General features: G+C 70.8%; 21 protein-coding genes. 8 read left to right on the forward strand and 13 right to left on the reverse strand.

What is annotated here, in order from left to right:
• The first annotated feature begins 87 nt into the window (after positions 1 to 87).
• Positions 88 to 2,601 carry a TonB-dependent receptor gene (locus BKK79_RS31865; RefSeq protein ID WP_084085422.1) on the forward strand — a complete coding sequence of 838 codons (2,514 nt, stop codon included), beginning with the start codon at positions 88 to 90 and terminating at the stop codon, positions 2,599 to 2,601.
• Positions 2,602 to 2,604: 3 nt separating this feature from the next.
• Entirely contained in the window at positions 2,605 to 3,414 is an 810-nt protein-coding gene (locus tag BKK79_RS31870) for a hypothetical protein (protein ID WP_197524001.1), read from the forward strand.
• A gap of 465 nt (positions 3,415 to 3,879) precedes the next feature.
• On the opposite strand, the gene BKK79_RS31875 is transcribed toward BKK79_RS31870, so the two are convergent.
• The 7 genes from BKK79_RS31875 to BKK79_RS31905 form a co-directional block, all read right to left on the reverse strand.
• Positions 3,880 to 4,827, reverse strand: a complete 948-nt coding sequence (locus BKK79_RS31875) for a LysR family transcriptional regulator (RefSeq protein WP_071039845.1) — start codon at positions 4,825 to 4,827, stop codon at positions 3,880 to 3,882.
• An 8-nt stretch (positions 4,828 to 4,835) separates the two neighbouring features.
• A complete protein-coding gene (locus BKK79_RS31880; protein WP_071039846.1) occupies positions 4,836 to 5,783 on the reverse strand; it encodes a 2-hydroxy-3-oxopropionate reductase in 948 nt (315 codons plus the stop codon).
• A 37-nt stretch (positions 5,784 to 5,820) separates the two neighbouring features.
• A complete protein-coding gene (garL, locus tag BKK79_RS31885; protein ID WP_071020695.1) occupies positions 5,821 to 6,600 on the reverse strand; it encodes a 2-dehydro-3-deoxyglucarate aldolase in 780 nt (259 codons plus the stop codon).
• A 62-nt stretch (positions 6,601 to 6,662) separates the two neighbouring features.
• Positions 6,663 to 8,186, reverse strand: coding sequence for a UxaA family hydrolase (locus BKK79_RS31890; RefSeq protein WP_335582926.1), 1,524 nt, complete (start codon positions 8,184 to 8,186; stop codon positions 6,663 to 6,665).
• Positions 8,187 to 8,290: 104 nt separating this feature from the next.
• On the reverse strand, positions 8,291 to 8,662 hold the full coding sequence (locus BKK79_RS31895; RefSeq protein ID WP_071020691.1) for a 5-carboxymethyl-2-hydroxymuconate Delta-isomerase: 372 nt from the start codon (positions 8,660 to 8,662) through the stop codon (positions 8,291 to 8,293).
• Between the two features lie 64 nt (positions 8,663 to 8,726).
• Positions 8,727 to 9,818, reverse strand: a complete 1,092-nt coding sequence (locus BKK79_RS31900; protein ID WP_071039848.1) for a malate/lactate/ureidoglycolate dehydrogenase — start codon at positions 9,816 to 9,818, stop codon at positions 8,727 to 8,729.
• 226 nt (positions 9,819 to 10,044) lie between these two features.
• Complete coding sequence (locus BKK79_RS31905) at positions 10,045 to 11,040, reverse strand: tripartite tricarboxylate transporter substrate binding protein (protein WP_084085424.1); 996 nt, start codon at positions 11,038 to 11,040, stop codon at positions 10,045 to 10,047.
• A 278-nt stretch (positions 11,041 to 11,318) separates the two neighbouring features.
• On the opposite strand from BKK79_RS31905, the gene BKK79_RS31910 reads away from it, so the two are divergent.
• The 3 genes from BKK79_RS31910 to BKK79_RS31920 are packed head-to-tail and all read left to right on the forward strand — an operon-like array spanning position 11,319 to position 14,785.
• Entirely contained in the window at positions 11,319 to 13,040 is a 1,722-nt protein-coding gene (locus BKK79_RS31910; RefSeq protein WP_071020683.1) for a thiamine pyrophosphate-binding protein, read from the forward strand.
• On the forward strand, positions 13,000 to 13,683 hold the full coding sequence (locus BKK79_RS31915) for a tripartite tricarboxylate transporter substrate-binding protein (RefSeq protein WP_084085426.1): 684 nt from the start codon (positions 13,000 to 13,002) through the stop codon (positions 13,681 to 13,683). Before BKK79_RS31910 ends, BKK79_RS31915 begins: the two co-directional genes overlap by 41 nt.
• Positions 13,684 to 13,711: 28 nt before the next feature.
• Complete coding sequence (locus tag BKK79_RS31920; RefSeq protein WP_071039851.1) at positions 13,712 to 14,785, forward strand: Ldh family oxidoreductase; 1,074 nt, start codon at positions 13,712 to 13,714, stop codon at positions 14,783 to 14,785.
• A 31-nt stretch (positions 14,786 to 14,816) separates the two neighbouring features.
• On the opposite strand, the gene BKK79_RS31925 is transcribed toward BKK79_RS31920, so the two are convergent.
• The 3 genes from BKK79_RS31925 to BKK79_RS31935 form a co-directional block, all read right to left on the reverse strand.
• Positions 14,817 to 15,698: an IclR family transcriptional regulator gene (locus tag BKK79_RS31925; protein ID WP_232346364.1), complete on the reverse strand. Its 882-nt coding sequence runs from the start codon at positions 15,696 to 15,698 to the stop codon at positions 14,817 to 14,819.
• Positions 15,699 to 15,717: 19 nt separating this feature from the next.
• Positions 15,718 to 16,002 (reverse strand): hypothetical protein, encoded by a 285-nt coding sequence (locus BKK79_RS31930; RefSeq protein WP_071039852.1) that lies wholly within the window; start codon positions 16,000 to 16,002, stop codon positions 15,718 to 15,720.
• Positions 16,003 to 16,299: 297 nt separating this feature from the next.
• The gene (locus BKK79_RS31935; protein ID WP_071020669.1) at positions 16,300 to 16,893 is read right to left on the reverse strand and encodes an HAD domain-containing protein; all 594 of its coding nucleotides are present in this window, start codon (positions 16,891 to 16,893) and stop codon (positions 16,300 to 16,302) included.
• 261 nt (positions 16,894 to 17,154) lie between these two features.
• Between BKK79_RS31935 and BKK79_RS31940 the strand changes: the two genes are divergently transcribed.
• Both BKK79_RS31940 and BKK79_RS31945 read left to right on the forward strand, forming a co-directional pair.
• Positions 17,155 to 17,640 (forward strand): MerR family transcriptional regulator, encoded by a 486-nt coding sequence (locus tag BKK79_RS31940; protein WP_071039853.1) that lies wholly within the window; start codon positions 17,155 to 17,157, stop codon positions 17,638 to 17,640.
• Positions 17,637 to 18,071 (forward strand): PaaI family thioesterase, encoded by a 435-nt coding sequence (locus BKK79_RS31945; protein WP_071039854.1) that lies wholly within the window; start codon positions 17,637 to 17,639, stop codon positions 18,069 to 18,071. Before BKK79_RS31940 ends, BKK79_RS31945 begins: the two co-directional genes overlap by 4 nt.
• A 34-nt stretch (positions 18,072 to 18,105) precedes the next feature.
• Here the strand turns inward: BKK79_RS31945 and BKK79_RS31950 are convergent, their stop codons facing one another.
• Entirely contained in the window at positions 18,106 to 18,432 is a 327-nt protein-coding gene (locus tag BKK79_RS31950; protein ID WP_157128571.1) for a hypothetical protein, read from the reverse strand.
• 217 nt (positions 18,433 to 18,649) lie between these two features.
• A complete protein-coding gene (locus BKK79_RS31955; protein WP_071020659.1) occupies positions 18,650 to 20,254 on the reverse strand; it encodes a methyl-accepting chemotaxis protein in 1,605 nt (534 codons plus the stop codon).
• A gap of 271 nt (positions 20,255 to 20,525) precedes the next feature.
• Between BKK79_RS31955 and BKK79_RS31960 the strand changes: the two genes are divergently transcribed.
• Entirely contained in the window at positions 20,526 to 22,337 is a 1,812-nt protein-coding gene (locus BKK79_RS31960) for a phosphodiesterase (protein ID WP_071020656.1), read from the forward strand.
• 69 nt (positions 22,338 to 22,406) lie between these two features.
• Here BKK79_RS31960 and BKK79_RS31965 read toward each other — a convergent pair whose 3' ends face one another.
• Positions 22,407 to 23,153 carry a response regulator transcription factor gene (locus BKK79_RS31965; RefSeq protein WP_071020654.1) on the reverse strand — a complete coding sequence of 249 codons (747 nt, stop codon included), beginning with the start codon at positions 23,151 to 23,153 and terminating at the stop codon, positions 22,407 to 22,409.
• Positions 23,154 to 23,287: the final 134 nt, after the last annotated feature.

Consider the following 23,287-nt stretch of genomic DNA (forward strand, 5'->3'; position numbering starts at 1 on the left):
TTTTGCTGGCCGGGTGGCCTGTTTGGAAATCTCGCGTGACTTAGGAGATGAGAACACCGTCTTCGAGTCCACCGCGAGTCTGCCTTCATGACGCATCACCATCGCCCGGCCCGGTCCCGCGCCGGCTCCGTTTCCTTCCGACCCGCGCGCCGCGCCGCGCTCGGCCAGCAGGCCCTGCGCGTGCTGCGGCACGCCATGCTGGGTGCCAGCCTGGGCGGTGCGCTGCCGCAGGCAGGCCTTGCCCAGGCTGCCCCCGCCGGCGCGGCGGCCGAGGCGCCGCGCAAGTCCTACGACATTCCGGCCGGCCCGCTGGAGGCCGCGCTCAACCGCTTCGGCCGCGAGGCCGGCATCCTGCTGTCATTCACGCCGGAGCAGACGGGGGGGCGGCACAGCGGCGGCCTGCGCGGCAGCTATGGCACCGCCGCCGGCCTCGCCGCCCTGCTGCAGGGCACCGGCCTGGCCGCGGTGGCGCAGCCCAATGGTGGCTACGCGCTGGCGCCGCGGAGCGGTGCGCAGGCCGCAGCGCCGGCAGCGGGGGATGCCGCCACGGCCCTGCCGCAGGTGACCGTCAGCGCGCAGTCGATCGGCAGCTACCGGCCTGCCGCCAACAGCTCGGTGATGCGCTCGGACCTGCCGCTGCAGGACACGCCGCAGGCGGTCAACGTGGTGCCGGCCCAGGTGCTCAAGGACCAGCGCCCGCGCAACCTCGACGACGCGCTGGCCAACGTCAGCGGCATCACCCAGGGCAATACCCTGGCGGGAACCCAGGACACGCTGATGAAGCGCGGCTTCGGCGGCAACCGCGACGGCTCCATCATGCACAACGGCATGCCGCTGGTGCAGGGCCGCGGCCTGAATGCCGCGGCCGACAGCGTGGAGGTGCTCAAGGGGCCATCGTCGCTGCTGTACGGCATCATGGATCCGGGCGGCGTCATCAACATCGTCAGCAAGCGCCCGCAGCTCAAGCAGAGCACGGCCCTGTCGCTGCTGGGCAGCACCTACGGCCATGGCAAGAACGGCGCCGGCATCACGCTCGACACCACCGGCCCGCTTGGCGAATCGGGCCTGGCCTACCGCATGGTGGCCGACCATGTCGACGAGCAGTACTGGCGCAATTTCGGCGTTCATCGCGAAACCCTGATCGCGCCATCGCTGGCCTGGTATGGCCGCGATACGCAGGTCGTGCTGTCCTACGAGTACCGCGACTACCTGTATCCCTTCGACCGCGGCACCGCGATGGATCCCCGCAGCGGCGCGCCGTTGCCGATCCCGGCCCGCCGGCGCCTGGACGAGCCGTTCAACAATATGGTCGGCAACTCCCACCTGGCCCAGCTGGCCGTGGACCACCAGTTCAACGGCGACTGGCGCGCGCACTTCGGCTACAGCTACAACCGCGAGACCTACGACGCGAACCAGATCCGCATCACCGGCATCAATACCACCACCGGCCTGGTGAGCCGCAGCAACGACGCCACCCACGGCGCGCTCAGCACGGACAGCTACGGCATCGCCTACGTCGACGGCAACTTCCAGCTCGGCGGCATGCGCAACAACCTGCAGATGGGCATGGACAGCGAATACCGCCTGATCTACCGCGCCGACCTGCTGCGCCAGTCCGTGTCCAGCAAGTTCAGCTACCTGAACCCGGTGTACGGGCAGATCAGCCCGTCCAGCACGGTCTCCGCCAGCGACAGCGACCAGACCGACGCCCTGCACAACACCTCGGTGTTCCTGCAGGACAGCCTCTACCTGACCGACCGCTGGATCCTGGTGGCCGGCATGCGCTTCCTTTCGTACAGCCAGTGGGCCGGACGCGGCCGTCCCTTCCATGCCAACACGGACATCGAGGGCAATCGCTGGCTGCCGCGCGCCGGCCTGGTCTACAAGTGGAGCCCGGCGCTGTCGCTCTATGCGAGCTATACCGAATCGCTCAAGCCGACCTCGACCATCGCGCCGCTGAGTTCCGGCGTGGTGATCGATTCGGCCGTGGCGCCGGAGCGGGGCAGGTCGTGGGAAGTGGGCGCCAAGGCCGACCTGGCCATCGGCCTGACCGGCACGCTGGCGCTGTTCGATATCGACAAGCGCAACGTACTGGTGTCGCAGTACAACGATGCCGCCAAGCTGACCGAATGGCGCACCTCGGGGCGGGCGCGCTCGCGCGGTGTCGAGCTGGATATCACCGGCCAGGTCGGGCCGCGCTGGAACGTCATCGCCAGCTATGCCTACATCGATGCCAAGACCACCGAGGATCCGCTCTACGCGGGCAACCGCCTGTGGAACGTGGCGCAGCACACCGCCTCGCTGTCCGCCGTCTATGACTTCGGCAGCCTGTTCGGCGGCGACCGCCTGCGCCTGGGCGGCGGCGTGCACTACGTCGGCAACCGGCCCGGCGACTCGGCCAACAGCTTCATGCTGCCGGCCTACGCGGTGGCCGACGCCTTCGCCAGCTACGACACACGCGTCGGCGGACAGAAGGTGCGTTTCCAGCTCAATGTCAAGAACCTGTTCAACACGGTCTACTACCCGTCCAGCGCCAACCAGTACTTCGTCGCCGTGGGCGACGCGCGCCAGGTGTCGCTGCTGACCACGATGGAGTTCTGAACCATGCCGCATCCGCTTCCCTCACGACCGTGTGCCGATGCGGCCGCTGTGGCAGGGGCCGCGCGCCGGCCCTCGCGCAGAGCCTTCCTGGCCGGTGCCGCGCTGGCCGCAGGCGCGGTCCTGCTGCCGGGCGCGGCCCAGGCGCAGCCGGCGGCGCGTGGCCGCGTGGTGCTGGTCGTGCAGCAGCAGGGGCCCAGCCTGGCGGTCGACCAGGCCATCGCGGCGCACCTGCGCCGGCGCGGCTTCGCCGTGGACCTGCTGGACCAGTCGGCGGCCCCGGCGGCCGCGGCAGGGGCCGGCCTGGTGGTGCTGTCCTCGACGGTGGCGGCCAAGTCGGTCCAGGCCGGCTGGCGCCAGCTCGCCATCCCGCTGCTGACCTGGGAGAACGACCTGCTGGACGATCTCGCCATGACCGGCAAGCGCCTCGACAGCGACTACGGCGAGGCCGGGCGCGAGCGCTACCTGTGGCTGGTCAACGCGCCCCACCCGATGGCCGCGGGACTGCCCGCCGGCAGCGTCAACGTCTATGCGCGCCAGGCGCCGATGAGCTGGGGCAGGCCCGGCCTGGGCGCGAGCATCATCGCCACGCTCTACGGGCAGCCCGAGAAGGCAGCCATCTTCGCCTACGAGAAGGGCGCCACGATGGACTACGAAGCCCTCGCGCCCGCACGCCGCGTGATGTTCTTCCTGGCCAACGACACCTTCACCAACCTGTCCGCGCCCGGCCTGCGGCTGTTCGATGCCGCGATCGACTGGGCCATCGGCGCGCCGGACACGGCCTGCGTGACGGCGCGGGGGGCGGAGGCGGGCTGATGCTGGGCTCGGCCGGCGGTGGCTGCCGGCTGGCTTCAGCGGGGGCAGGCCTCGTGCCTCTCGTCTCATCTTATTCAATTAACGGCCAGGCGTTTTTTGTTCTGCTTCAGACGCGGCAGGGCCGCGCCATGACGATAGTGTCATGGGGAGGGAAAGGGCCGCTGCCGGTTGGCCGTGGGGCTTGTCGGCTTCGATTCTGTGCTCGCGTGCTGGATCACACCGTTGGCTTCGCTTGGGCGTGGCGCCTTGCTAAACCACCCCTCTCCCCCGCCCTCTCCGTGCGGGGAGAGGGAGCCAAGACCGTGTGCTTGGCGCTCGGTGTTGGTGCATCTCGTCGGCTTTGTCCAGCGCGACGTGGTTCGCACCGCGCCGCTTCGCTCCCCTCTCCCGCCTGCGGCAGAGGGGCCGGGGGAGAGGGCCGGCATTCGCTAGCACGATGGCGTTCGCAGGCCGGCAGGCGCCGCACTACACCAGCCGCGCGCCGGGCCAGGCGCCCGACATCACCGTATTGCGCACCGATTGCCGCACGGTCTGCATGATGTCCCACAGTTCAGGCACCGGCGGGCGGTTGCGCGCCGTGGCGAGCGCGACCTGCCGCGTCACCACCGGCTCGATCAGGCGCGCCGAGTGCAGGCGGCCCTGGGCGACGCGGTCGGCCACGGCGGCGAAGGGCAGCAGCGTGGCGCCGCAGCCGTCTTCCACCAGGCGCATCGACACCGTGTTCGATGCATCGCATTCCATCGCCAGTTGCAGGGAGGCACCGTTGCGCGCGGCCAGGGTCTCGGCCAGCACGCGCAGGCCGTGTCCGGTGCTGGGCAGGATCAGCGGCACTTCGGCCAGCCGCCGCACGGGGAAGGTCGGGCCGAGGTGGCTCCAGGAGGTGGGGGTGACCAGGGTCAGGTCTTCCTCCAGCAGGATGTCGACCTTGAGCGCGCCCTGCTGCTCGGGCAGGTAGAGCAGAGCGACGTCGATCTCGCCGGCGGCCAGCCAGGCCAGCAGCGGGCTGGCCAGTCCTTCGACGAAGCGCACCTTGGTGGCGGGAAAGCGCAGCTTGAGCGCGGTGCCGATGGCGGCGAAGGCGGTGTTGGCGATGGTCGGCTGGGCCGCGATCACCAGCTGGGCCGGCCCCTTGGCCGAGGAGGCGCGGATGGCCTCGCGCGCTTCGGCCAGCGTGGCGGCGACCTGGCGTGCATAGCCGAGCAGCGTCTGCCCGGCCTCGGTCAATACCACGCCACGGCCGCTGCGGTGGAACAGGCGCGCATCCAGCGCGGCCTCCAGCCGGGCGATCTGGCGGCTGATGGTCGACTGGTCGGCGCCCAGTTCGAGCGCGGCGCGCGAAATGCTCTGCGTGCTGGCGACGCAGACGAAGCAGGCCAGGTCGTCGGAGTTCAGGGCGGAGGGCGGGGTGGCCATGCCGGGCGTCAGGCCTTCCCGGCTCTGCCGGCAGTCCCGTCCGCGCTGTCCGCACCATCCGCGCCGGGGACCTTGTCGCCGATGGCGAACGACGCCATGTGTTCCAGCGCCCGCACCAGTCCGGCGTGGTCCCAGCGCGCGCCGCCGAGCGCGCTGCAGGTGTTGAACAACTGCTGGCAGGAGGCGGTATTGGGCAGGTTGACACCGAGCTTGCGCGCGGTGGACAGCGCCAGTTCCAGGTCCTTCTGGTGCAGCGCGATGCGGAAGCCGGGCTCGAAGCGGCGCTCGATCATGCGCTCGCCGTGCACCTCGAGGACGCGCGAGCTGGCGAAGCCGCCCATCAGCGCCTGGCGCACGCGTGCGGGATCGGCGCCGGCCCTGGCCGCCAGCACCAGCGCTTCGCCCACGGCCTCGATGGTCAGGGCCACGATCACCTGGTTGGCCACCTTGGCCACCTGGCCGTCGCCCACGCCGCCCACCAGGGTGATGTTCTTGCCCAGGCATTGCAGCAGCGGCTGCACGCGCGCAAATACTTCGGGCTTGCCGCCGGCCATGATGGACAGGGTGGCGGCCTTGGCGCCGACCTCGCCGCCCGAAACCGGCGCATCGACATAGTCGCTGCCCAGTGCCTCGATGCGTGCAGCGAAATCGCGCGTCTCGATCGGCGAGATCGAGCTCATGTCCACCACCGTCTTGCCCGCGCCCAGTCCCTCGGCCACGCCGCCGGCGCCGAACAGCACGCGCTCGACGTCCGGCGTGTCGGGCAGCATCAGGAACACGGTGTCGGCCTGGCGCGCGACCTCGGCGGCGCTGGCGCAGGCCTGCGCCCCGGCGTCGCGCAGGGCCTGCGGCACGCCGCTGCGGGTGTGCGCGTACAGCGTGTGGCCGGCGGCCAGCAGGTGTGCCGCCATCGGCGTGCCCATCACGCCCAGGCCGATGAATCCGATCTTGGTCATGTGTCGCTCCCTGCCTCAGGCATGTATGCGGCGCCGCTCACGAGGCGAAGCGCTCGCGAAGCGCCCGCGTGGCGTCGCGGAACAGGTTCTGGTCGAGCCCGACGGCGACGAAGGCGGCGCCGCGCTCCAGGTAGCGGCGTGCGTCCGCCTCCACCGGGGTGAGGATGCCGACCGCCTTGCCCGCGCGTTCGGCGGCGCCGAAGATGCGCTCCATCTCGGCCTGCACCTCGGGGTGGTTGGGGTTGCCGAGATGGCCGCAGGCGGCGGCGAGGTCGGACGGGCCGATGAAGACGCCATCGACGCCATCCACGGCGCAGATCGCCTCGGCGGCATCCACGCCCTTGCGGCTCTCGATCTGTACCAGCACGCAGATATTGTCGTTGACCTGCGTGAAGTAGTCGGCGACGGTGCCGTAGCGGTTGGCGCGCTGGACCATGGACACGCCGCGCGTGCCCTGGGGCGGGTAGCGCGTCGCCGAGACCGCGCGCGCGGCTTCGTCGGCGCTTTCCACCATCGGGATCAGGAAGTTGTAGAAGCCGATGTCGAGCAGGCGCTTGAGCAGGATGGGGTCGTTGGCGGGCGGGCGCACCACGGGCGCGCTGGCGCTGTCCTTCAGCGCCATCAACTGCGGCACGAAGCTCAGCACGTCATTGGGCGCGTGTTCGCCATCGAGCAGCAGCCAGTCGAAGCCGGCCAGGCCGAGGATCTCGGTGGTGGTGGGATTGGCCAGCGAGCACCAGCAGCCGATCTGGCGCTGGCGTGCCAGGATGGCCGAACGGAAGCGGTTGGGCAGCGGCGAGGGCAGGAGGGAAGGCATGAGGATTCCTGTGCGGGATAAGGGAAGGCAGGCGGCGCGGCGGCGCGATGATGCGATTGCGTTCAGCCGGTGATGCCGATCTGCCACGGCGCGAATTCGTGGTCGCCCAGGCCGAGCAGTTCGCTTTTGCTGCGGCGGCCGGAGGCGGTGGCGAGGATGTCGGCGAAGATACGTTCGCCCATGCTCTCGATGGTGGCGGTGCCGTCGAGGATCTCGCCGCAATTGATGTCCATGTCCTCCTCCAGCCGGTGGTACATCGGCGAGTTGGTGGCCAGCTTGAGCGAGGGCACCGGCTTGGCGCCGAACATCGAGCCGCGGCCGGTGGTGAAGCAGATCAGGTTGGCGCCGCTGGCGATCTGGCCGGTGGCGGAAACCGGGTCGAAGCCCGGCGAATCCATGAACACCAGGCCCTTCTGCGCGATCGGCTCGGCGTAGCGGTAGATCCCCATCAGCGGGCCGGTGCCGCCCTTCATCGAGGAGCCCAGCGACTTCTCGAAGATATTGGCCAGGCCGCCGGCCTGGTTGCCCGGGCTGACGCGGCCGTTGATCTGCACGTCGCGCCCGGCTGCGTAGACGTCCTTCCACCAGCGGATGCGCTCGACCAGCTTCTCGCCGATCTCGCGGCTGGCGGCACGGCGGGTCAGGGTGTGTTCGACGCCATAGATCTCCGGCGTCTCCGACAGGATGGCGGTGCCGCCGTGGCGCACCAGCAGGTCCATGGCGGCGCCCAGCGCCGGGTTGGCGGTGATCGAGGAGAAGCTGTCGGAGCCGCCGCACTGCAGGCCGATGCTGATGTGCTCGGCGCTGACCGGCCGGCGCCGCGCGCGGTCGGCCTCGGGCAGCAGCGCCTGCACCGCGGCCACGCCGGCCTCGATGGTCTTGCGCGTGCCGCCGGTGTCCTGCATGGTGAAGGGCACCAGGCGCGGGCCGGCCTGCAGGCCCTCGGCTTCCAGCAGGCCGGCGACCTGGTTGCGCTCGCAGCCCAGTCCCACCACCAGCACCGCGGCCAGGTTGGGATGGCGCATGTAGCCGGCCAGCGTGCGGCGCAGCAGCGCCATCGGCTCGCCGCTCATCTCCATGCCGCAGCCGGTGCTGTGCGCGAAGGCCACCACGCCATCGACGTTGGGATAGGCGGCCAACCGCTCCGGCGTGAACCACTCCGCGATCTTGTGCACCACCGTGGCGGAGCAGTTGACCGTGGCCACCACGCCGATGAAGTTGCGCGTGGCCACGCGGCCGTCGTCGCGCACATAGCCGTCGAAGGTGGCGCGCTGGTGTGCCGGCAGCACGGCGGCGGGGACGTAGTCGCGCGCGTGGGCGTAGTCGCGCTCGAATTCCTCGAAGGCGATGTTGTGCCCCGAGACCAGGCTGCCGGGCGCGATGTCGGTGCTGGCGAAGCCGATGGTGGTTTGGTACTTGAGGATCGGCTCGCCCTTGCGGATCTGCCGCGCCGCGATCTTGTAGCCGGCGGGCACCTGGGCGCGGACATGGAAATCCGCGCCGGGCACGGGGGTGCCGATGGCGAGGTCGGTGCGGGCGATCAGGACGTTGTCGCCGGCGTGCAGTCGGATCACGGGGGGGATCATGCGGGGGTCTCCTTGTTCTGGTGGGGGGCGCCGCATGGCGCCGGCTCGCCCCGGCGCGCGGCGGCGGCCTGCCGGCGGCCAGCGCCGCCGGCAGGCCAGGCGGGTCAGCTCGCGCTGGTGATGACCTGCTTGGCGTAGCTGGCGCGCTCCATCTCGGCCACTTCCACGCTCACCTGCACTTCGCCGCCGGCCAGCGGGCGCACGGCTTCGGCGATGACGTCGCATACGGCCTGGCCGAGCGCGCGGCGCGTGGCCAGCTCGCGCCCGTCGAGGATGCACAGGCGTGCATGGACGAAGGCACGCTCGCGCGCCTCGGTGCCCTGGCGGTAGACCGGCAGGGTGATGCAGCGCGACTTGATGTCGGCTTCCTGGAACTGGCCGCTGGCCAGCAGGGCGGCGTTGACCTCGTCGAGCAGCTCTTCCTGCGAGCGGTTCAGGCGGGTGTTTTCCGTGAGTTCGATGGTGACGTGCGGCATGTGGCTTCCAATCGGGTGATACAGAGACAGATGATGCGGGTGCTACGGATGAGGCGCTCCGACGTCAGGCGGCCAGGCGCGACAGCGGTCCCGGTGAGCTGCCGCGCGCGGCTTGCACGCGGGCGGCGGCATCGTCGAGCTGCGCCAGCGTGCCGGCGTCCACCGGCACCCATCCCGCGCGGGCGCGGCGCCAGGCGCGCTCGGGTTCGCCCGGCAACTGTACGCCTGCGCAGCCTGGCTGGAGCGCCGACGAGCGGATCCAGTCGACGAAGGCCTCGACCTCGTGGCCGAAGCTGGTGCTGCTGCCCAGCCGCGCCGGATCGAAGACCAGGGCCAGCATATTGTTCCAGACCGCGTGCTCGTGCGTCAGCGTCTCCGGACGGATGGTGTGGCCGCCGGTGACCGCGGCGCCCAGCAGCTCGCACATCACCGCCAGCACATAGCCCTTGTGCTCGCCGAAGCTGCGCAGCGCGCCCTGGGGCGCACCGGCCGGCGGGAACATCACGCCCGGGTCCTCGGTGGGGTGGCCGGCCGCGTCCAGCAGGCAGCCCGGCGGGACCGGCACTTCCTTGTTGTGGGCGACCCGTACCTTGCCCAGCGCGATCGCGCTGGTGGCGAAGTCCAGCACCAGCGGCGCCTGCCCGGGCACCGGCACGCCGATGGTGAAGGGATTGGTGCCGTAGCGGGCCTGGTAGCCGCCATGCGGGGCCACGATAGGTTTGGACAGCACGTTGACGAAGTGGATGGAGATCAGGCCGGCGGCGCTGGCCTGCTCGGCCCAGTGGCCGACCCGCCCCAGGTGGTGCGAGCGGCGCAGCCCCATCACGCAGACGCCGTGTTCGCGCGCGCGGCCGATGGCCAGTGCCATCGCCTGCTCGGTGACCGCCTGGCCCATGCCGCGGTTGCCGTCCAGGCTCAGCATGGCGCCGGTGTCGTGCAGCACGCTCACCTGCTGGTTGAGCTGGAGCTGGTCGCCCAGCCATGACAGTACGTACTTCGGGATCATGCCGACGCCGTGCGAGTCGTGGCCGGCGAGGTTGGCGCCGACCAGGTGGTCGGCGGTCAGGCGGGCTTCGCGGGCGTCGCAGCCGGCGGCGAGCCAGAGCTCGTCGACCCAGCGGTGCAGGGCGTCGGTGGGAATGCGGGATTCGCTCATGGGATGTCTGAGGTGGGCTATCAGGGGTGGGCGATGGCTGGGGGCAGGGCGGACTTGCCGGCGTGGCGCAATGCAAGGGGTTCGCTCGGTCGCGGCCCGAGGGGCCGGCCGGCGCGCAGGTGTGTGCCGGCGGCCGGACCCTCATGATAGCGCCCGGCGGCTCCGGCGCCACATGACGCTGCAAGGAGCCACATGGCGCCGGGCAAGGTGATCGAGCCGCGGTCGCTCATTCGAGCCGGATGCCGGCGCTCTTGACCAGCTGGCCCCACTTTGCCACCTCGGCCTTCTGGAAGGCGCCGAGCTGGGCCGGGCCGGCACCCGAGGGCTCGATGCCGAGCTGGGCCAGGCGGCCACGCACGGCCGGGTCGGCGAGGATCTTGCCGATCTCGCCGGCGAGGCGGTCCACCACCGGTGCCGGCGTGCCGGCCGGCGCGAAGATGGCCTGCCAGGAGACGATCTCGTAGCCCTTGAGCCCGGCCTCCGCCAGCGTGGGCACGTCGGGCAGCTCGCCGGCGCGCTTGCTGCCGGTGGTGGCCAGCGCGCGCAGCTTGCCGGACTGGATCAGTGGCATGGCCGCCACGCTGTTCTCGAACACCAGGTCGACCTGCTTGCCGAGCAGGGCCTGCATGGCCGGGCTGCTGCCCTTGTAGGGCACGTGCAGCAGCTTGACGTCCGCCAGCTTGGCGAAGAGCTCGCCGGCCAGGTGCTGCGAGGTGCCGTTGCCGGACGAGCCGAAGGTGACCTGGGTGCCAGGCACGCGCGCGGCGGCGATCACGTCCTGCACGCTCTTCCACGGGCTGTCGGCATTGACCACCAGCACGTTCGGCAGGGTGCCGATCAGCGCCACCGGCTGGAACTGCTTGACCGGGTCATAGGGCATCCTGGGATAGAGGCTGACGTTGATGGCATGCGAGCTGATGGTGCCGCCGACCAGCGTGTAGCCGTCCGGGGCCGCCTTGGCGACGTAGTCGGAGCCGATATTGCCGCCCGCGCCGGCGCGGTTCTCCACCACCACCGGCTGGCCCAGCGCGACCGACAGGCGCTGGCCGATCAGGCGGCCCAGCACGTCGGTGGTGCCGCCGGCGGCGAAGGGCACCACGTAGTTGATCGGCTTGCTCGGCCATTTGTCCTGGGCGTGGGCCTGGGTGGCGGGCAGGGCAGTCATGCAGGAAAGGCAAAGCGCAGCGAATGCTGCCCGGTGGCGGGCGGGCAGGGTGGGCATGGCGGTAGTCTCCTGTGTTCTTTTATATGTGGGGCGGCACTTGCGGATCCGCGCGGGGCACGCCGGGCGTGGCGGGATACGGTGGCCTGCCGCCAATCTACACGCCGCGCGGGGGACGAGCCTTGCGCTGGATGCATAGCAGAAATGCGCCAGGTGCCGGGCGCTGCCCGCGGCACCGACGCACACTGGCGGACATCCCGGCTTCTCCGAGGAGGCCGGGCGGACCGGCAGCCGCTTGCGCTGCCGGCAGCGCAAGCGCCCGCACAGACCACACCGACATGACCCGCACGCCACCCGCCTCCGCCTCCGCTTCCGCTTCCGCATCCGGCCAGCCCCAGCCGCTTTCCGACACCCGCCGCCGCAGCGGCGGCCGCGCCCTGGTCGATGCCCTGCGCATCCATGGCGCCGAGCGCATCTTCTGCGTGCCCGGCGAGAGCTTCCTCGACGTGCTCGATGCCCTGCACGATCAGCCCGCCATCGACCTGGTGGTGTGCAAGCACGAGGGCGCCGCGGCCAATATGGCCGAGGCCGACGGCAAGCTGACCGGGCGCCCCGGCATCTGCTTCGTCACGCGCGGGCCGGGCGCCACGCACGCGAGCATCGGTGTGCATATCGCCGCGCAGGACTCGACGCCGATGATTCTCTTCGTGGGCCAGATCGCACGCGGCCACAAGGGGCGCGAGGCCTTCCAGGAGGTCGACTATGCCGCCATGTTCGGCGGCATGGCCAAATGGGCGGCCGAGATCGACGATGCCGAGCGCATCCCGGAGATGGTGGCGCGCGCCTTCCGCGTGGCGACCTCGGGCCGGCCGGGCCCGGTGGTGCTGGCGCTGCCCGAAGACGTGCTCGACGGCGAATGCGCCTGCGCTGACACTGCGCCATACCGCCCGGTCAGCGCGGCACCGTCCGCGGCCGATGCATCCGCCCTGGGCGAGATCCTGCGCGGGGCGCAGCGGCCGCTGGTGATCGCCGGGGGCGCCAACTGGAGCGACGCCGCGGCGGCGGCTTTCTCCCGCTTCGTCCAGGCCTGGAACCTGCCGGTGGCCTGCGCCTTCCGCCGCCAGGACGTGTTCGACAACCGCGACGCGCACTACGCCGGCCACCTGAGCCTGGGCATGAACGCGCGCCTGGCCGAGCGCGTGCGCCAGGCCGATGTGATCCTCGCCTTCGGCACCCGCCTGGGCGACATCGCCACCGATGGCTATACCTTGCTGGACGTGCCCCGTCCGCGCCAGCGCCTGATCCACCTGCATGCCGACAGCGCGGAACTGGGCCGGGTCTACCAGCCCGTGCTGGCCATCCAGAGCGGCATCGAAGCGGGTGCGGAGATGCTGGCGGCCCTGCCGGCCCCGGCTTCCGCGCCTTGGGCCGAATGGACGGCCGGCGCGCACGCCGACCACCTCGCCTTCGCCGCACTGCCGGCGCCCCATGCGGAACTGAGCGGGGTCGACCTGGGGGCGGCGGTCGCCCACCTCGACCGCGTGCTGCCCGACGACGCCATCCTCAGCAACGGCGCCGGCAACTACACCGTCTGGCTGCACCGCTTCTATGCCTACCGTCGTCCCCGCACCGAGCTGGCGCCGACCTGCGGCGCCATGGGCTACGGACTGCCGGCCGCCATCGCCGCCAAGCTGCGCGCGCCCGAGCGCACCGTGGTCTGCTTCGCCGGCGACGGCTGCTTCCTGATGTATCCGCAGGAACTGGCCACGGCGGCGCAGGCCGGCGCCAACCTCATCGTGGTGGTGGTCAACAACGGCATGTACGGCACCATCCGCATGCACCAGGAGAAGCGCTACCCGGGCCGCGTCAGCGGCACCGGCATCGCCACCCCGGACTTCGTGCAGATGGCGCAGGCCTGTGGCGCCTGGGCCGAGCGCATCGAGCGCACCGAGGACTTTGCCGCGGCCTTCGAGCGTGCCCGCGCGGCGGGCCGGCCGGCACTGCTCGAGCTGATCACCGATGCGCGCCAGATCACGCCGGCGATGCGGCTGGCCGACTGAGGGCTGGCCGACTGAGCAGGACCGGGCGCGGCCGCGCACCGCGCCGGCAAGGACCCGCCCACAGCTGCCGGTCAACAAAGTTGCCGAACTGACGCGCTACGTGAAGCAGGCCAACGGCAAGGTGACCTTCGCCTCGTCCGGTACCGGCACCTCCATCCACCTGTCGGGCGAGCTGTACAAGGTGATGACGGGCACCTCGATGATCCATGTGCCTTACAAGGGTAGCGCGCTGGCCGACACCGACCTGATGGCCGGCCAGGTGCAGCTGATGTTCGACAACGCGCCGACCGCGCTGCCTTTCGTCAAGGGCGGCAAGCTCAAGGCCCTGGCCGTGACCGGCGCCAGGCGCATGAACGCGCTGCCCAATGTGCCGACCATGGAGGAGGCCGGGCTGCACGGCTTCGTCACCGGCTCCTGGTTCGGCGTGTTCGCGCCGGCGGGCACGCCGCGCGAGATCGTCGCGCGCCTGAGCGACACCATCGTCGCCGCCGTGCGCCGGCCTGACATCCGCGCGCTGCTGCTCAATGCCGGCGCCGAGCCGGATCCCAAGCCGGCGCCCGAGTTCCAGGCCTTCGCGTTGGCCGAGAAGGCGCGCTGGGAGAAGGTGATCAAGGCGGCCGGCGTGTCGGGCGACGCGGATTGAGCCAGGAACCGGGAGCCAGGAGAGCGAGATGAAGGAAGAGACGCAGACGGTGCGCCACGACAGCGCGGCGCTGGTGGAACTGGCCGGCAGCCTGCTGCGCAGCGCGGGCATGCCGGGTGACCGTGCCGACGACGTGGCGGCGATCCTGGTCGAGGCCGACCTGATGGGGCACGACACCCACGGGCTGCAACTGCTGCCGACCTACCTGGCCGAGATCGAGAGCGGCAGCATGGCGGTGCAGGGCGACTACACGGTGCTGAGCGAGCGCGCCGCGGTGGCCACCTGGGACGGCCATCGCCTGCCCGGCCCGTGGCTGACGCTGCGCGCGCTCGACGCCGCCATGGCACGCTCGCGCGACTACGGCACCGGCACCGTGACGATCCGGCGCAGCCACCACATCGCCTGCCTGGCCGCCTACCTGGAGCGCGCCACGCAGGCTGGCTACGTGATGCTGCTGTTCTCGTCGGCACCGGCCGCGGCCACCGTGGCGCCGTTCGGCGGCACCCGCGCGGTGTTCTCGCCCAGCCCGCTGGCGGTCGGTTTCCCGACGCCGCGCGGTCCGGTGCTGATCGACGTCTCCACCTCCATCACCACCAACGGCCTGACCGGGCGCCTCTACCGGGAAGGGAAGCGCCTGCCGCATCCGTGGCTGATCGACGCGCAAGGGCGGCTCAGCGACGACCCCGCCGTGCTGTTCGCGCCGCAGGCCGGCTCCATCCTGCCGCTGGGCGGGCTCGACGCCGGCCACAAGGGCTTCGCCCTGTCGCTGATGGTGGAAGCGCTGACCGCCGGCCTGTCCGGCCACGGCCGCGACGACCCGGGCAAGCGCTGGGGCAATACCGTCTTCCTGCAGGTGCTCGATCCCGAGGCCTTTGCCGGCGGCGAGGCCTTCGCCCACCAGATGGGCTGGGTCGCCGGGGCCTGCGCCGACAACCCGCCGCGGCCCGGCGTCGATGCCGTGCGCCTGCCCGGCCAGGGCGCGCTGGCACGCAAGGCGCGCCAGCTGCGCGACGGCGTGGCGCTCAATCCGGCCATCGTGCCGCAGTTGGCGCCATGGCTGGAGAAGTACGGCGTGGCGATGCCGGCGCCGGTGGCCGGTTAGGGCGGGCCCGGCACGCGCCCCGGTGCCGCCTTCAGCCCGCCGTCACCCCCAACGCGGTCTCGATCTTGCGGATGCTGGCCAGCAGGTGCGGCCGCACCGTGTCGAGCAGCTGTGCGGCCGGCACGATGGCGGCGGGGCCGCTGCAGCTCAGTGTCATCGGCGGCAGGGCCGGACCGGGGCGGAAGGCAGCGGCGATGGAGTTGATGTGCGGCAGCCATTCGCCGAAGGAGGTGGTGCAGCCCAGCCGCTTCACCTCGTCGTGGCTGGTGGCGAGGATGGCATCGGCACGCGCCGCGTCGATGCCGTCACGGCCGCGGAAGGCCGCCACGGCACGACGCTGGTCGATGCCGCCGAGCGCGTCCAGGTAGGCGCGCCCGGCCGCGGTGGCCAGGCCGGAGATGCGTGTGCCGACGGCCACGCGCAGGGTCAGGTAGGACTCTGACTGGCAGTTTTCGAAGATCATCATGTGCGCGCGGTCGCGCACGATCAGCGAGGCCACGCCTTGCGACAGTTCGGCCAGCCGCTGCATGTGCGGGCGCACCACGGCCAGCACCTCGGCGCCTTGCTGGGCGGCGGGCGCCAGCGCCAGCGCCGAACTGCCGAGCCGGTAGCGGGCCGGCTCGTACAGCGGCTGCAGGTAGCCCAGCTCGGTCAGCGTATGGGTCAGGCGCGAGACGGTGGATTTCGGCAGCCCGCAACGCTGGGCGATCTCGGCATTGCCCAGCACGGTGTCAAAGGAGCGGAAGCAGGCCAGCACGTCGAGTCCGCGCGCCAGCGCCGTGACGAAATGGCGGTCTTCCTTGCCGGCCCGGACCGCCGTATCTGTGCCATCCGCGCCATCCGCGGCGTCCGCCACGGCAGAAGCGCCGTTCTCCTCTGGCTGTTCCGCAATCATTTCCTGTTGTGCTTGCATGGTGGCTTCGTGTCTGGGGTCAGGCCGTCGCGACGAGCGGCTTGCGCGGCCAGGCACTGAACGTGCCGAGGCGACGCGCGGTTTGATCAATGGTCTTCGGCAATTCCCCATAGCGCCGCGCGCTTGCGGCATGCCGCAGCGCTACCCGCTCCGGCACCTCGGCCACCCGGGGGCCGCTGGTCTGGTACGGGCGCGCGCAGACAGGCTGAAGGCAGATGGAGCGGGCGATGGCCAGGGAGGGGGAAGCAGGCAGGGCGGGCAAGTCAGTGGCGCCGGCAGTGGCGGGCCGCTGGGTGCTGCGCATGGGGGTCTCCGGGACGGCTTCCGGCGTGGGCACCGGTCTTGTTGGTTGGCGCTATGGTCCCATCGATTGCCTGGAGGCGTCAACCGCATTGTGGAATTCATATTCTGCATTGCGGAATATGGAGGCAAGGCGCCTTGAGCCTTGAGCCTTGAGCCTTGAGCCTTGAGGCAGGCGGGCAGGGCGGGCAGGGCGCGGGCAGGACGCCGCCATGAATGCGGCCCGCGCCGGCGTGTGCCGGGGCGGGCCGTGGCTGGAGGACCGGGGAGGGGCCGGGAGGGGCGGCGCGGCCGCCCGCGATCAGGAGTGGAACAGGGTTGCCGGAGCGGCGGCCGGCGCGGCCGGACCGAAGCGCTCGGGCGCCAGGCGTGCCAGTTGCTGCAGTTGGCGCAGCCGCTCGGCCAGCTCGGGGTGGGGCTGCACGTCCAGGCACATGCCGGAAGGGCAGCCGACGCCGAGCACGTCGAGCGCGCGGCGGAAACCGTCCGGGGTCAGCCCTTGCGCGGGATCCACGCTGACCAGATGCGCAAGCTGCTGTGGCTGCAAGCTGTCCGGCGCGGCGCTCAGGATCACGTAGGCGGACGGAGCGGGGCGCTTGGCGAAGTAGGCCGCGATCTCGGCGCCGAAGCCGCCCGGCGCCGGCGGCATCATGTCCTCGACCTGCAGGTCCAGCTGCTGCAGGATGGCGGCGGGGATGCCGCGCCGCCAGTGGTCGGACACCACGACGCGGGCACCGGCCAGCCCGAACAGCCGGCGGATGAAGCCGAGCGCGACCGGGTCGAAGAAGCGGACATCCTTCAGCGTGCCGCTGTCCGGCGTGCCGCCCAGGCGGGTCGCCGAGCTGGCGGAGTAGAGGACACCAGGGATGTCGAGCAGGATGAGGCGGTCGGACATGGTTTCCTGTGCGGTTTGCGCGTCGGGTTGAGTTGTCTCAAGACTACGCGGCGGCGCGCAGGAAGCCGAGTGCCTCCGAGGGCATAAGTTGCAACATATCTGTAACTTTTAGATGGAAGTCGTAAAAGCCACCTGCACGCGTCTGACATTTGTTTCCGGCAGACACATCTGCGGCCCGGAGGGCGTGCTGGTGTCGCTGCCAGGGGATTTTCTTGTGACAGGCCAACCTTCGTGCAACCCGAAGCCCTTTAGTCTTGAGCCATGCAGATATCGGAACTTGCCAAGCGCGTCGGCGTGACCGCCCACGCTGTCCGCCACTACGAAAGCCTCGGCTTGCTGGTCGCGCGGCGGCGGCCGTCCGGCTACCGCGAGTTCGACGAAGGCGCCGTGCGCGAACTGCGCTTCATCACCATGTCGCGCCAGTGCGGCTTCTCGCTCAAGCAGATCGCCGCGGTGCTGCCGGATTACCGCAGCGGGGTGCTGACGGCGGTCGACATGATCGGCATGCTGCAGGCCCGCATCGCCGAGGTGGACGCCGAGATCGACAAGCGGCAGGTATTGCGCGCCCATCTGGTGGCGCACATCGGCTGGTTCGAGGCACGCGAGCAGCGCCGCGCGGACAAGGCGGCGCAAGGTGGGCGCGGCTTTCCGCGCGCGCCGCGCGAGGCCTCGCTGGCGGCCAAGGGACGGGCCGCCGGGCCGGACGACAAGAAGGTTTCGACACGTAGCAGGAGACAAGGACCATGACAGAGAACCCCGCCGATTTCGCCCGCGACCTGGAGGCAGCCGTGATGGCCATGCCGGCGGCGCGCACGCTGGGCTTGCGCTTCACGCGCATCGAGGCCGGCCAGGTGGAGCTGGAGCTGCCTTACCAGGAGACCCTGAGCTTCCGTCCGGGCCAGCTCCAGGCCACGCCGATCTTCGCCGCGGCCGACTTTGCCGCCGTGTCCGCCGCCGGCACGCTGTTGCCGAAGGGGTGGGCCAACGCCACCATCGACTGCGCCCTCAAGATCGTGGGGCCGGCCCGTGGCGACCGGCTGGTGGCGCGCGGCCGCGTGGTGCAGGCGGCCCGGCTGCTGACGGTCGCTGCCGCCGAGGTCTTCGCCTGCGATGCCGAGGGGGAAACGCTGTGCGCCACCATGCTGGCGACGGCACGCAATCTCGCGCCGCCGGCCTGAGCCGGCACCTTCGCGTGGCCGCTGCCTCATTCGATCATTCGACGCCGGCGTAGCGCCGCAGTGCCTCGGCGCTGCAGGCGCGGGCGTCGAAGGTGATGACCCTGCCGGCCGAATCGAAGTAGACGCTGAGCGCGCCGCTTCCCAACGGTGCCGTGGCCGGCGACGTGTACTGGAAGCATTCCAGACCGGCTTCGCCGATGCGGCTGTCGGGGTGGCCCTTGATCCGGATGACCTGCTGCTTGCTCATGCTCACGGCCAGCGCGGGCCGTTTCGGCGCCGGCGGCGGCGGAGGGGTCGGCTCGAGTAACGAGCAGGCCGGCAGTACCACGGATGCCAGTACGATCATCCAGGTCGTTCGCATGTCCTCTCCTTGCTTGTCTGGGAACAGGAAGAAGGGCGGCACGGACCTCCACGTGCATCGCGCAGGGCCGCGGCGCTTTCTCTGATGCAATGGACAAGCATACGCGATGTCCGGCGGGCTGCCGCCCAGGTGGACCGGGGGAGGATCGGCCCGCTGCCGCCGCGCACGGCATGGCCGTGCGCGGCGAGGCGGCTGCGGCGGCCCGCCGGGAGGGGGCTCAGAAGCGGAAGCGGGCCACGTCGGCGGCCAGCGCCGCGGCCTGGTCGTCGAGGCGGCTGCCCTGGGCGGACAGGTCGTCGACCAGGGCGGCATTCTGCTGCGTGGTCTGTTCGAGGCGGCCGATGGCCGCGCCGGCCGCGCGGATGCCGCCGGCCTGCTCCTCGGCCAGCACGCGCAGGCCGTCGGCCAGTTCATGGCTGTGGGCGACCGCGTTCTCGATGCCGGACATGGCGCGCACCACCTCGCCGCTGAGGCGCGCGCCGCTCTCGATCTCGCGGCCGGCGTCGCCGATCAGGGTGCCGATCTCGCGCGCGGAGGTGGCGCTGCGCTGGGCCAGCGCGCGCACTTCCTGCGCCACCACGGCGAAGCCGCGGCCGGCCGCGCCGGCACGCGCGGCCTCCACGGCGGCGTTCAGTGCGAGGATATTGGTCTGGAAGGCGATGCTCTCGATCACCGCGACGATCTCGGAGATGCTGCGAGAATGGGCATGGACGGCATCCATGGCGCCGCTCATTTCCCGCACCACGGCGATGCCGGCGTCGGTGGCCGCGCGCGCCCGGCGCGCCATCTCGCTCGACTCCAGCGCCTGCTGGTGGGCCTGCTCCACCAGCGTGGTGAGCCGGCCCACGCTGGCGGCGGCTTCGGCCAGGGCCTGCACCTGCTGGGCGGTGCGTGCCGACAGTTCCTGGTTGCCGCCGGCCACGCCCTGGCTGGCGGCGGTGATCTCCAGCGTCGAGCGGTGGATACGCTCGAGCACGCCGGCGAGCTGGTCGCGCATGCCGCCGAGGTAATACAGCAGGCTGCCGCGGTCGCCGGCCCGCAGTGGAATCGACGCGGTGAGGTCGCCGGAGGCGATGCGGTTGGCCACCTGTGCGGCCGCGCGCGGTTCGCCGCCGAGTTCGGCGGTCAGGCTGCGCGCGGCCAGCCAGGCCAGGCCGACCGCGGCCAGCAGGCTGGCGCCGAGCAGCACCGCCGTCATGGTCTGCGCGGCGATCTGCTTGCCGGCGACGTGCGCGACGGTGTCGGCCGCCTGCCGTTCCTGTTGCGCGCGCAGGGTCTCCATGTGGGCGCCCAGCTTCTGCAGCGCTTCGCTGACGAAGTGCCCGTCCACGGAGACCGCGCTGTCGAACTGCAGGGTGTCGAGCGGCTGGCGCTTGACCAGGTCGACATAGCTGGCGATCAGCTTGCCGGCCGCCGCGCGCTCCGCGAGCAGCGACGCGACGCGGTCGGGCGCAGCCTGCTTGACGTGGTCGAGTGCGCCGTCCAGGCGGCGCAGGCCGGCGTCGACATCGGCGCCGGCGGCGTCGCGCTCGCTGGTGCTGGTGGCCATGGTGAGCGCCAGCTGGGCGCGTCCGATCTGCTCGAGCGCGGTCTGGGCATGGGCGGCCGCGATGGCGCCGTTCATGTCGCGCTGGTAGAGCGTGTCGGTCATCTGCTTGATCGACACCAGGTTGACGATGCCGCTGAGGCCCACCGCAGCCCCGAACAGATAGACCAGGGCGAAGGCGGCGCACAAGCGCGCCGCCAGCGGCAGGCGCGCCAGCCAGGCGGGGGCATCCGGCAGGATCCGGCCCGCCAGCTTGAGTTTGAGGACTTGTGACACGGAGAGGACTCCTGGCAGGCCGAAGCCTGGCTTGCTGCTGACCCGGACCATGCGCGCTGCCGGCTGTTTTGCGGGCTGGCACTCGGCTGCCCGGGACGGTCGAATCGCGCATGGCGTTGCTGTAGCGCGATGATGTCGCATCGATGTGACGCCAACATGACATTCATGTGTCATTCACAAAATTGCGTTTTGTCACGGCACTGTCATGTTCGTGTCATGAAATGTCGATGCGGCAGCACAACAGGCCGCGGTTCCTGTTTGCCATCCGATCATGTCCACCGCCGCTTCTGCACCGGCCCTGCGGCCGGCGCTGCCTGGCCTGCCTCCCGTGCAGGCCGTTTTCCAGCCCATCGTGCAATTGCACGACGCGGCGCTGCTTGGCTACGAGGCGCTGGTGCGCGGCCCCGAGGGGTCGCCCTATGCCAGCCCGGATGCCTTGTTCGGACTGGCGCACGACAGTGTCGGTACCATCGCGCTGGAACTGCATGCGGCGCGCGCCGCGCTGGCTTCGTGGCAGGAGCAGGGCCTGCCGGGCCGGCTCTTCCTCAATTTCAGCCCCTTGTCGCTGCGCCATCTGCTGGCCGAGCGCGGCCGTGCGATGGGCGCGCTGCTGGGCCAGCGCGCGCCGGCCAGCCGCGTGGTCATCGAGGTCACCGAGCAGACGCCGATCGGCGACGCCGCCGGCTTCGCGCAAGCGATGGAGGTGCTGCGCGCCATGGGCCTGCAGTATGCGCTCGACGACTTCGGCACCGGCCACGCCAACCTCGATCTGCTGGCCCATCTCTCGCCGCACTACGTCAAGATCGACAAGTCGCTGATCCGGGGCATCGCCACCTGCTCGCGCCGGCTCGAAATCCTGCGCGCGGTGCTGCGCATGGTCAGTGCCTTCAGCGGCCACGTGATCGCCGAGGGCGTGGAGGAGGAGGATGAATTCGCCGTGCTGCGCGACCTTGGTGTTTCCTGCGCGCAAGGCTTCTACCTGGGGCGGCCGCAGGCGCGTCCCGTGCCCGAGGTCTCGCCGCATGCGCTGCGCGCGCTCGCCTCGCGCCAGATCGCGGTGTTTCCGCAGATGGTGAGTTCCGGCTGGTCGGGGCTGACGGCCGGGGCCTTGATGCGCGATGCGCCCACCATGCGGCCGGCCACGGTCAATGACGAGGTGCTGGGCTGCTTCCATGCGCATCCGGACCTGCACGCGGTGGCGGTGGTGGACGAGGCAGGCAAGCCCCTCGCGATCATCAACCGGCAGCATTTCATCGATCGCTACGCGGCGCCGTTCCATCGCGAGCTGTATGGGCGCAAGGCCTGCGTGGTACAGGCCAACCGCGAGCCGATCTGCTTCGACCGCCATGTCAGCGTGGAGGAGATGGCGCAGGTCCTGGCGCGCGCCAGCCAGCGGGCCCTGGCCGATGGCTTCATCGTGACCGAGCAGGGCCGCTACGCCGGAATCGGTACCGGTGCCGAACTGGTGCGTGCGATCACGGACATCCGCATGCAGGCGGCGCGCCATGCCAATCCGCTGACCTTGCTGCCCGGCAATATCCCGCTGAACCAGCACATCGACCGCCTGATCGCCTCGGGCAATGCCTTCCATGCCTGCTATGTGGACCTGAATCATTTCAAGCCCTACAACGATCAGTACGGCTACTGGAAGGGCGACGAGATGCTGAAGGGGGCGGCCGCGATCCTCGCCCAGGCCTGCGATCCGGCGCGGGATTTCCTCGGCCATGTGGGGGGCGATGATTTCCTGGTGCTTTATCAGAGCGCGGACTGGGCCGAGCGCGTGCGCGCCGCCATCGACAGTTTCAATGCCATCGCCAGTGCGATGTATCCGCCGCAGGCCAGGGCGGCCGGTGGTATCCACGCGGAAGACCGGCTCGGGCGGAAGACCTTTTTCCCGACGGTGTCGATGGCGGTCGGCGTGGTGCGTGTCGGCGCCTCGGGCATGGCCAGCCTGCGCCGCCAGGGCAGCAGCCTGATCGGCAGCGCCGCGGCCGCTGCCAAGCGCGAGGCGAAACGCGCGCCGGACGGACTGGCGATCATCGAACTGAATGCGGCGGATGCGCTGCGGTCACCCGTCCACTGAATCCCTGAAACCGGTCGGTGGGGTCGGTGCCTGGCATGGCCTCCACCTCCCGTTTCATGATGCGATGGGCTAGCGTGACGCGTGGCGGCGCCGCATGGCGGAGGCGTGCCGGCCAGGCAGCACGTCCAGCCGGTAGCCCCTCGCATAGACCACGGACAACAGCACGCCATTCTCCTCGTGCAGCCTGAGCGTCCGCCGCAGGCGCGACACCAGGCCGGAGAGGGCACGCGATAGCGGCGGCAGCTCGCGGCCCCAGACCGCTTTCTCGATGCGGTCGCCCGACAGCACCTCGCCGGCATTGGCGAACAGCAGCAGCGCCAGTTCGAATTCCTTGGTGGTCAGTCCGATGCATTTCCCGTCGGCACGCGTGACCTGCTGCGTCTGCGTGTGCAGCGTATAGGGCCCCACGCGCAGATTGCCGCCACGCGTCGGCGCTCCCGGCGCGGGACGCCGGCTCAGCGCACGCATGCGCGCCAGCAGTTCACGGGGGCGCTGCGGCCAGGCCACGCAGTCGTCGGCGCCGGCGAGGAAGGCCTCGAGCACCCGCTCTTCGTCGGCGCTGTCGGTGAGCATCAGGATCGGAAGGTGGCGCGAGCGCAGGTTGCGGATTGCGCGGATGACGTCGGCGGCGTGCCAGTCCTGAGTGGTCGCCTCGACCAGCAGCAGCGAGAATGGACCGTGGCAGAGGCCGTGCAGCAGGTCGGCGCTGCGGCGGAAGGTCTGGCAGGCGAAGCCGGCATCGTCCAACTGGGTGGGCAGACTGGCGGCTTGGGAGGCACAGGACGTCAGCAGGGCGACGGGAAGAGTGGCTGACATGGAGCTTGCGAAGCGAAGGTCGGGTTGCTACGGCCTTGGGGTGCGTGGTGGGAACCAGGTGCGGAGCCGGCCTGGAACCGCGTGCCAGCATAAGCACGGGGGGCGCTTGTCAGTTTCGGAATCGTCTGCATTGC

Source organism: Cupriavidus sp. USMAA2-4 (assembly GCF_001854305.1).
GTDB lineage: Bacteria > Pseudomonadota > Gammaproteobacteria > Burkholderiales > Burkholderiaceae > Cupriavidus > Cupriavidus malaysiensis.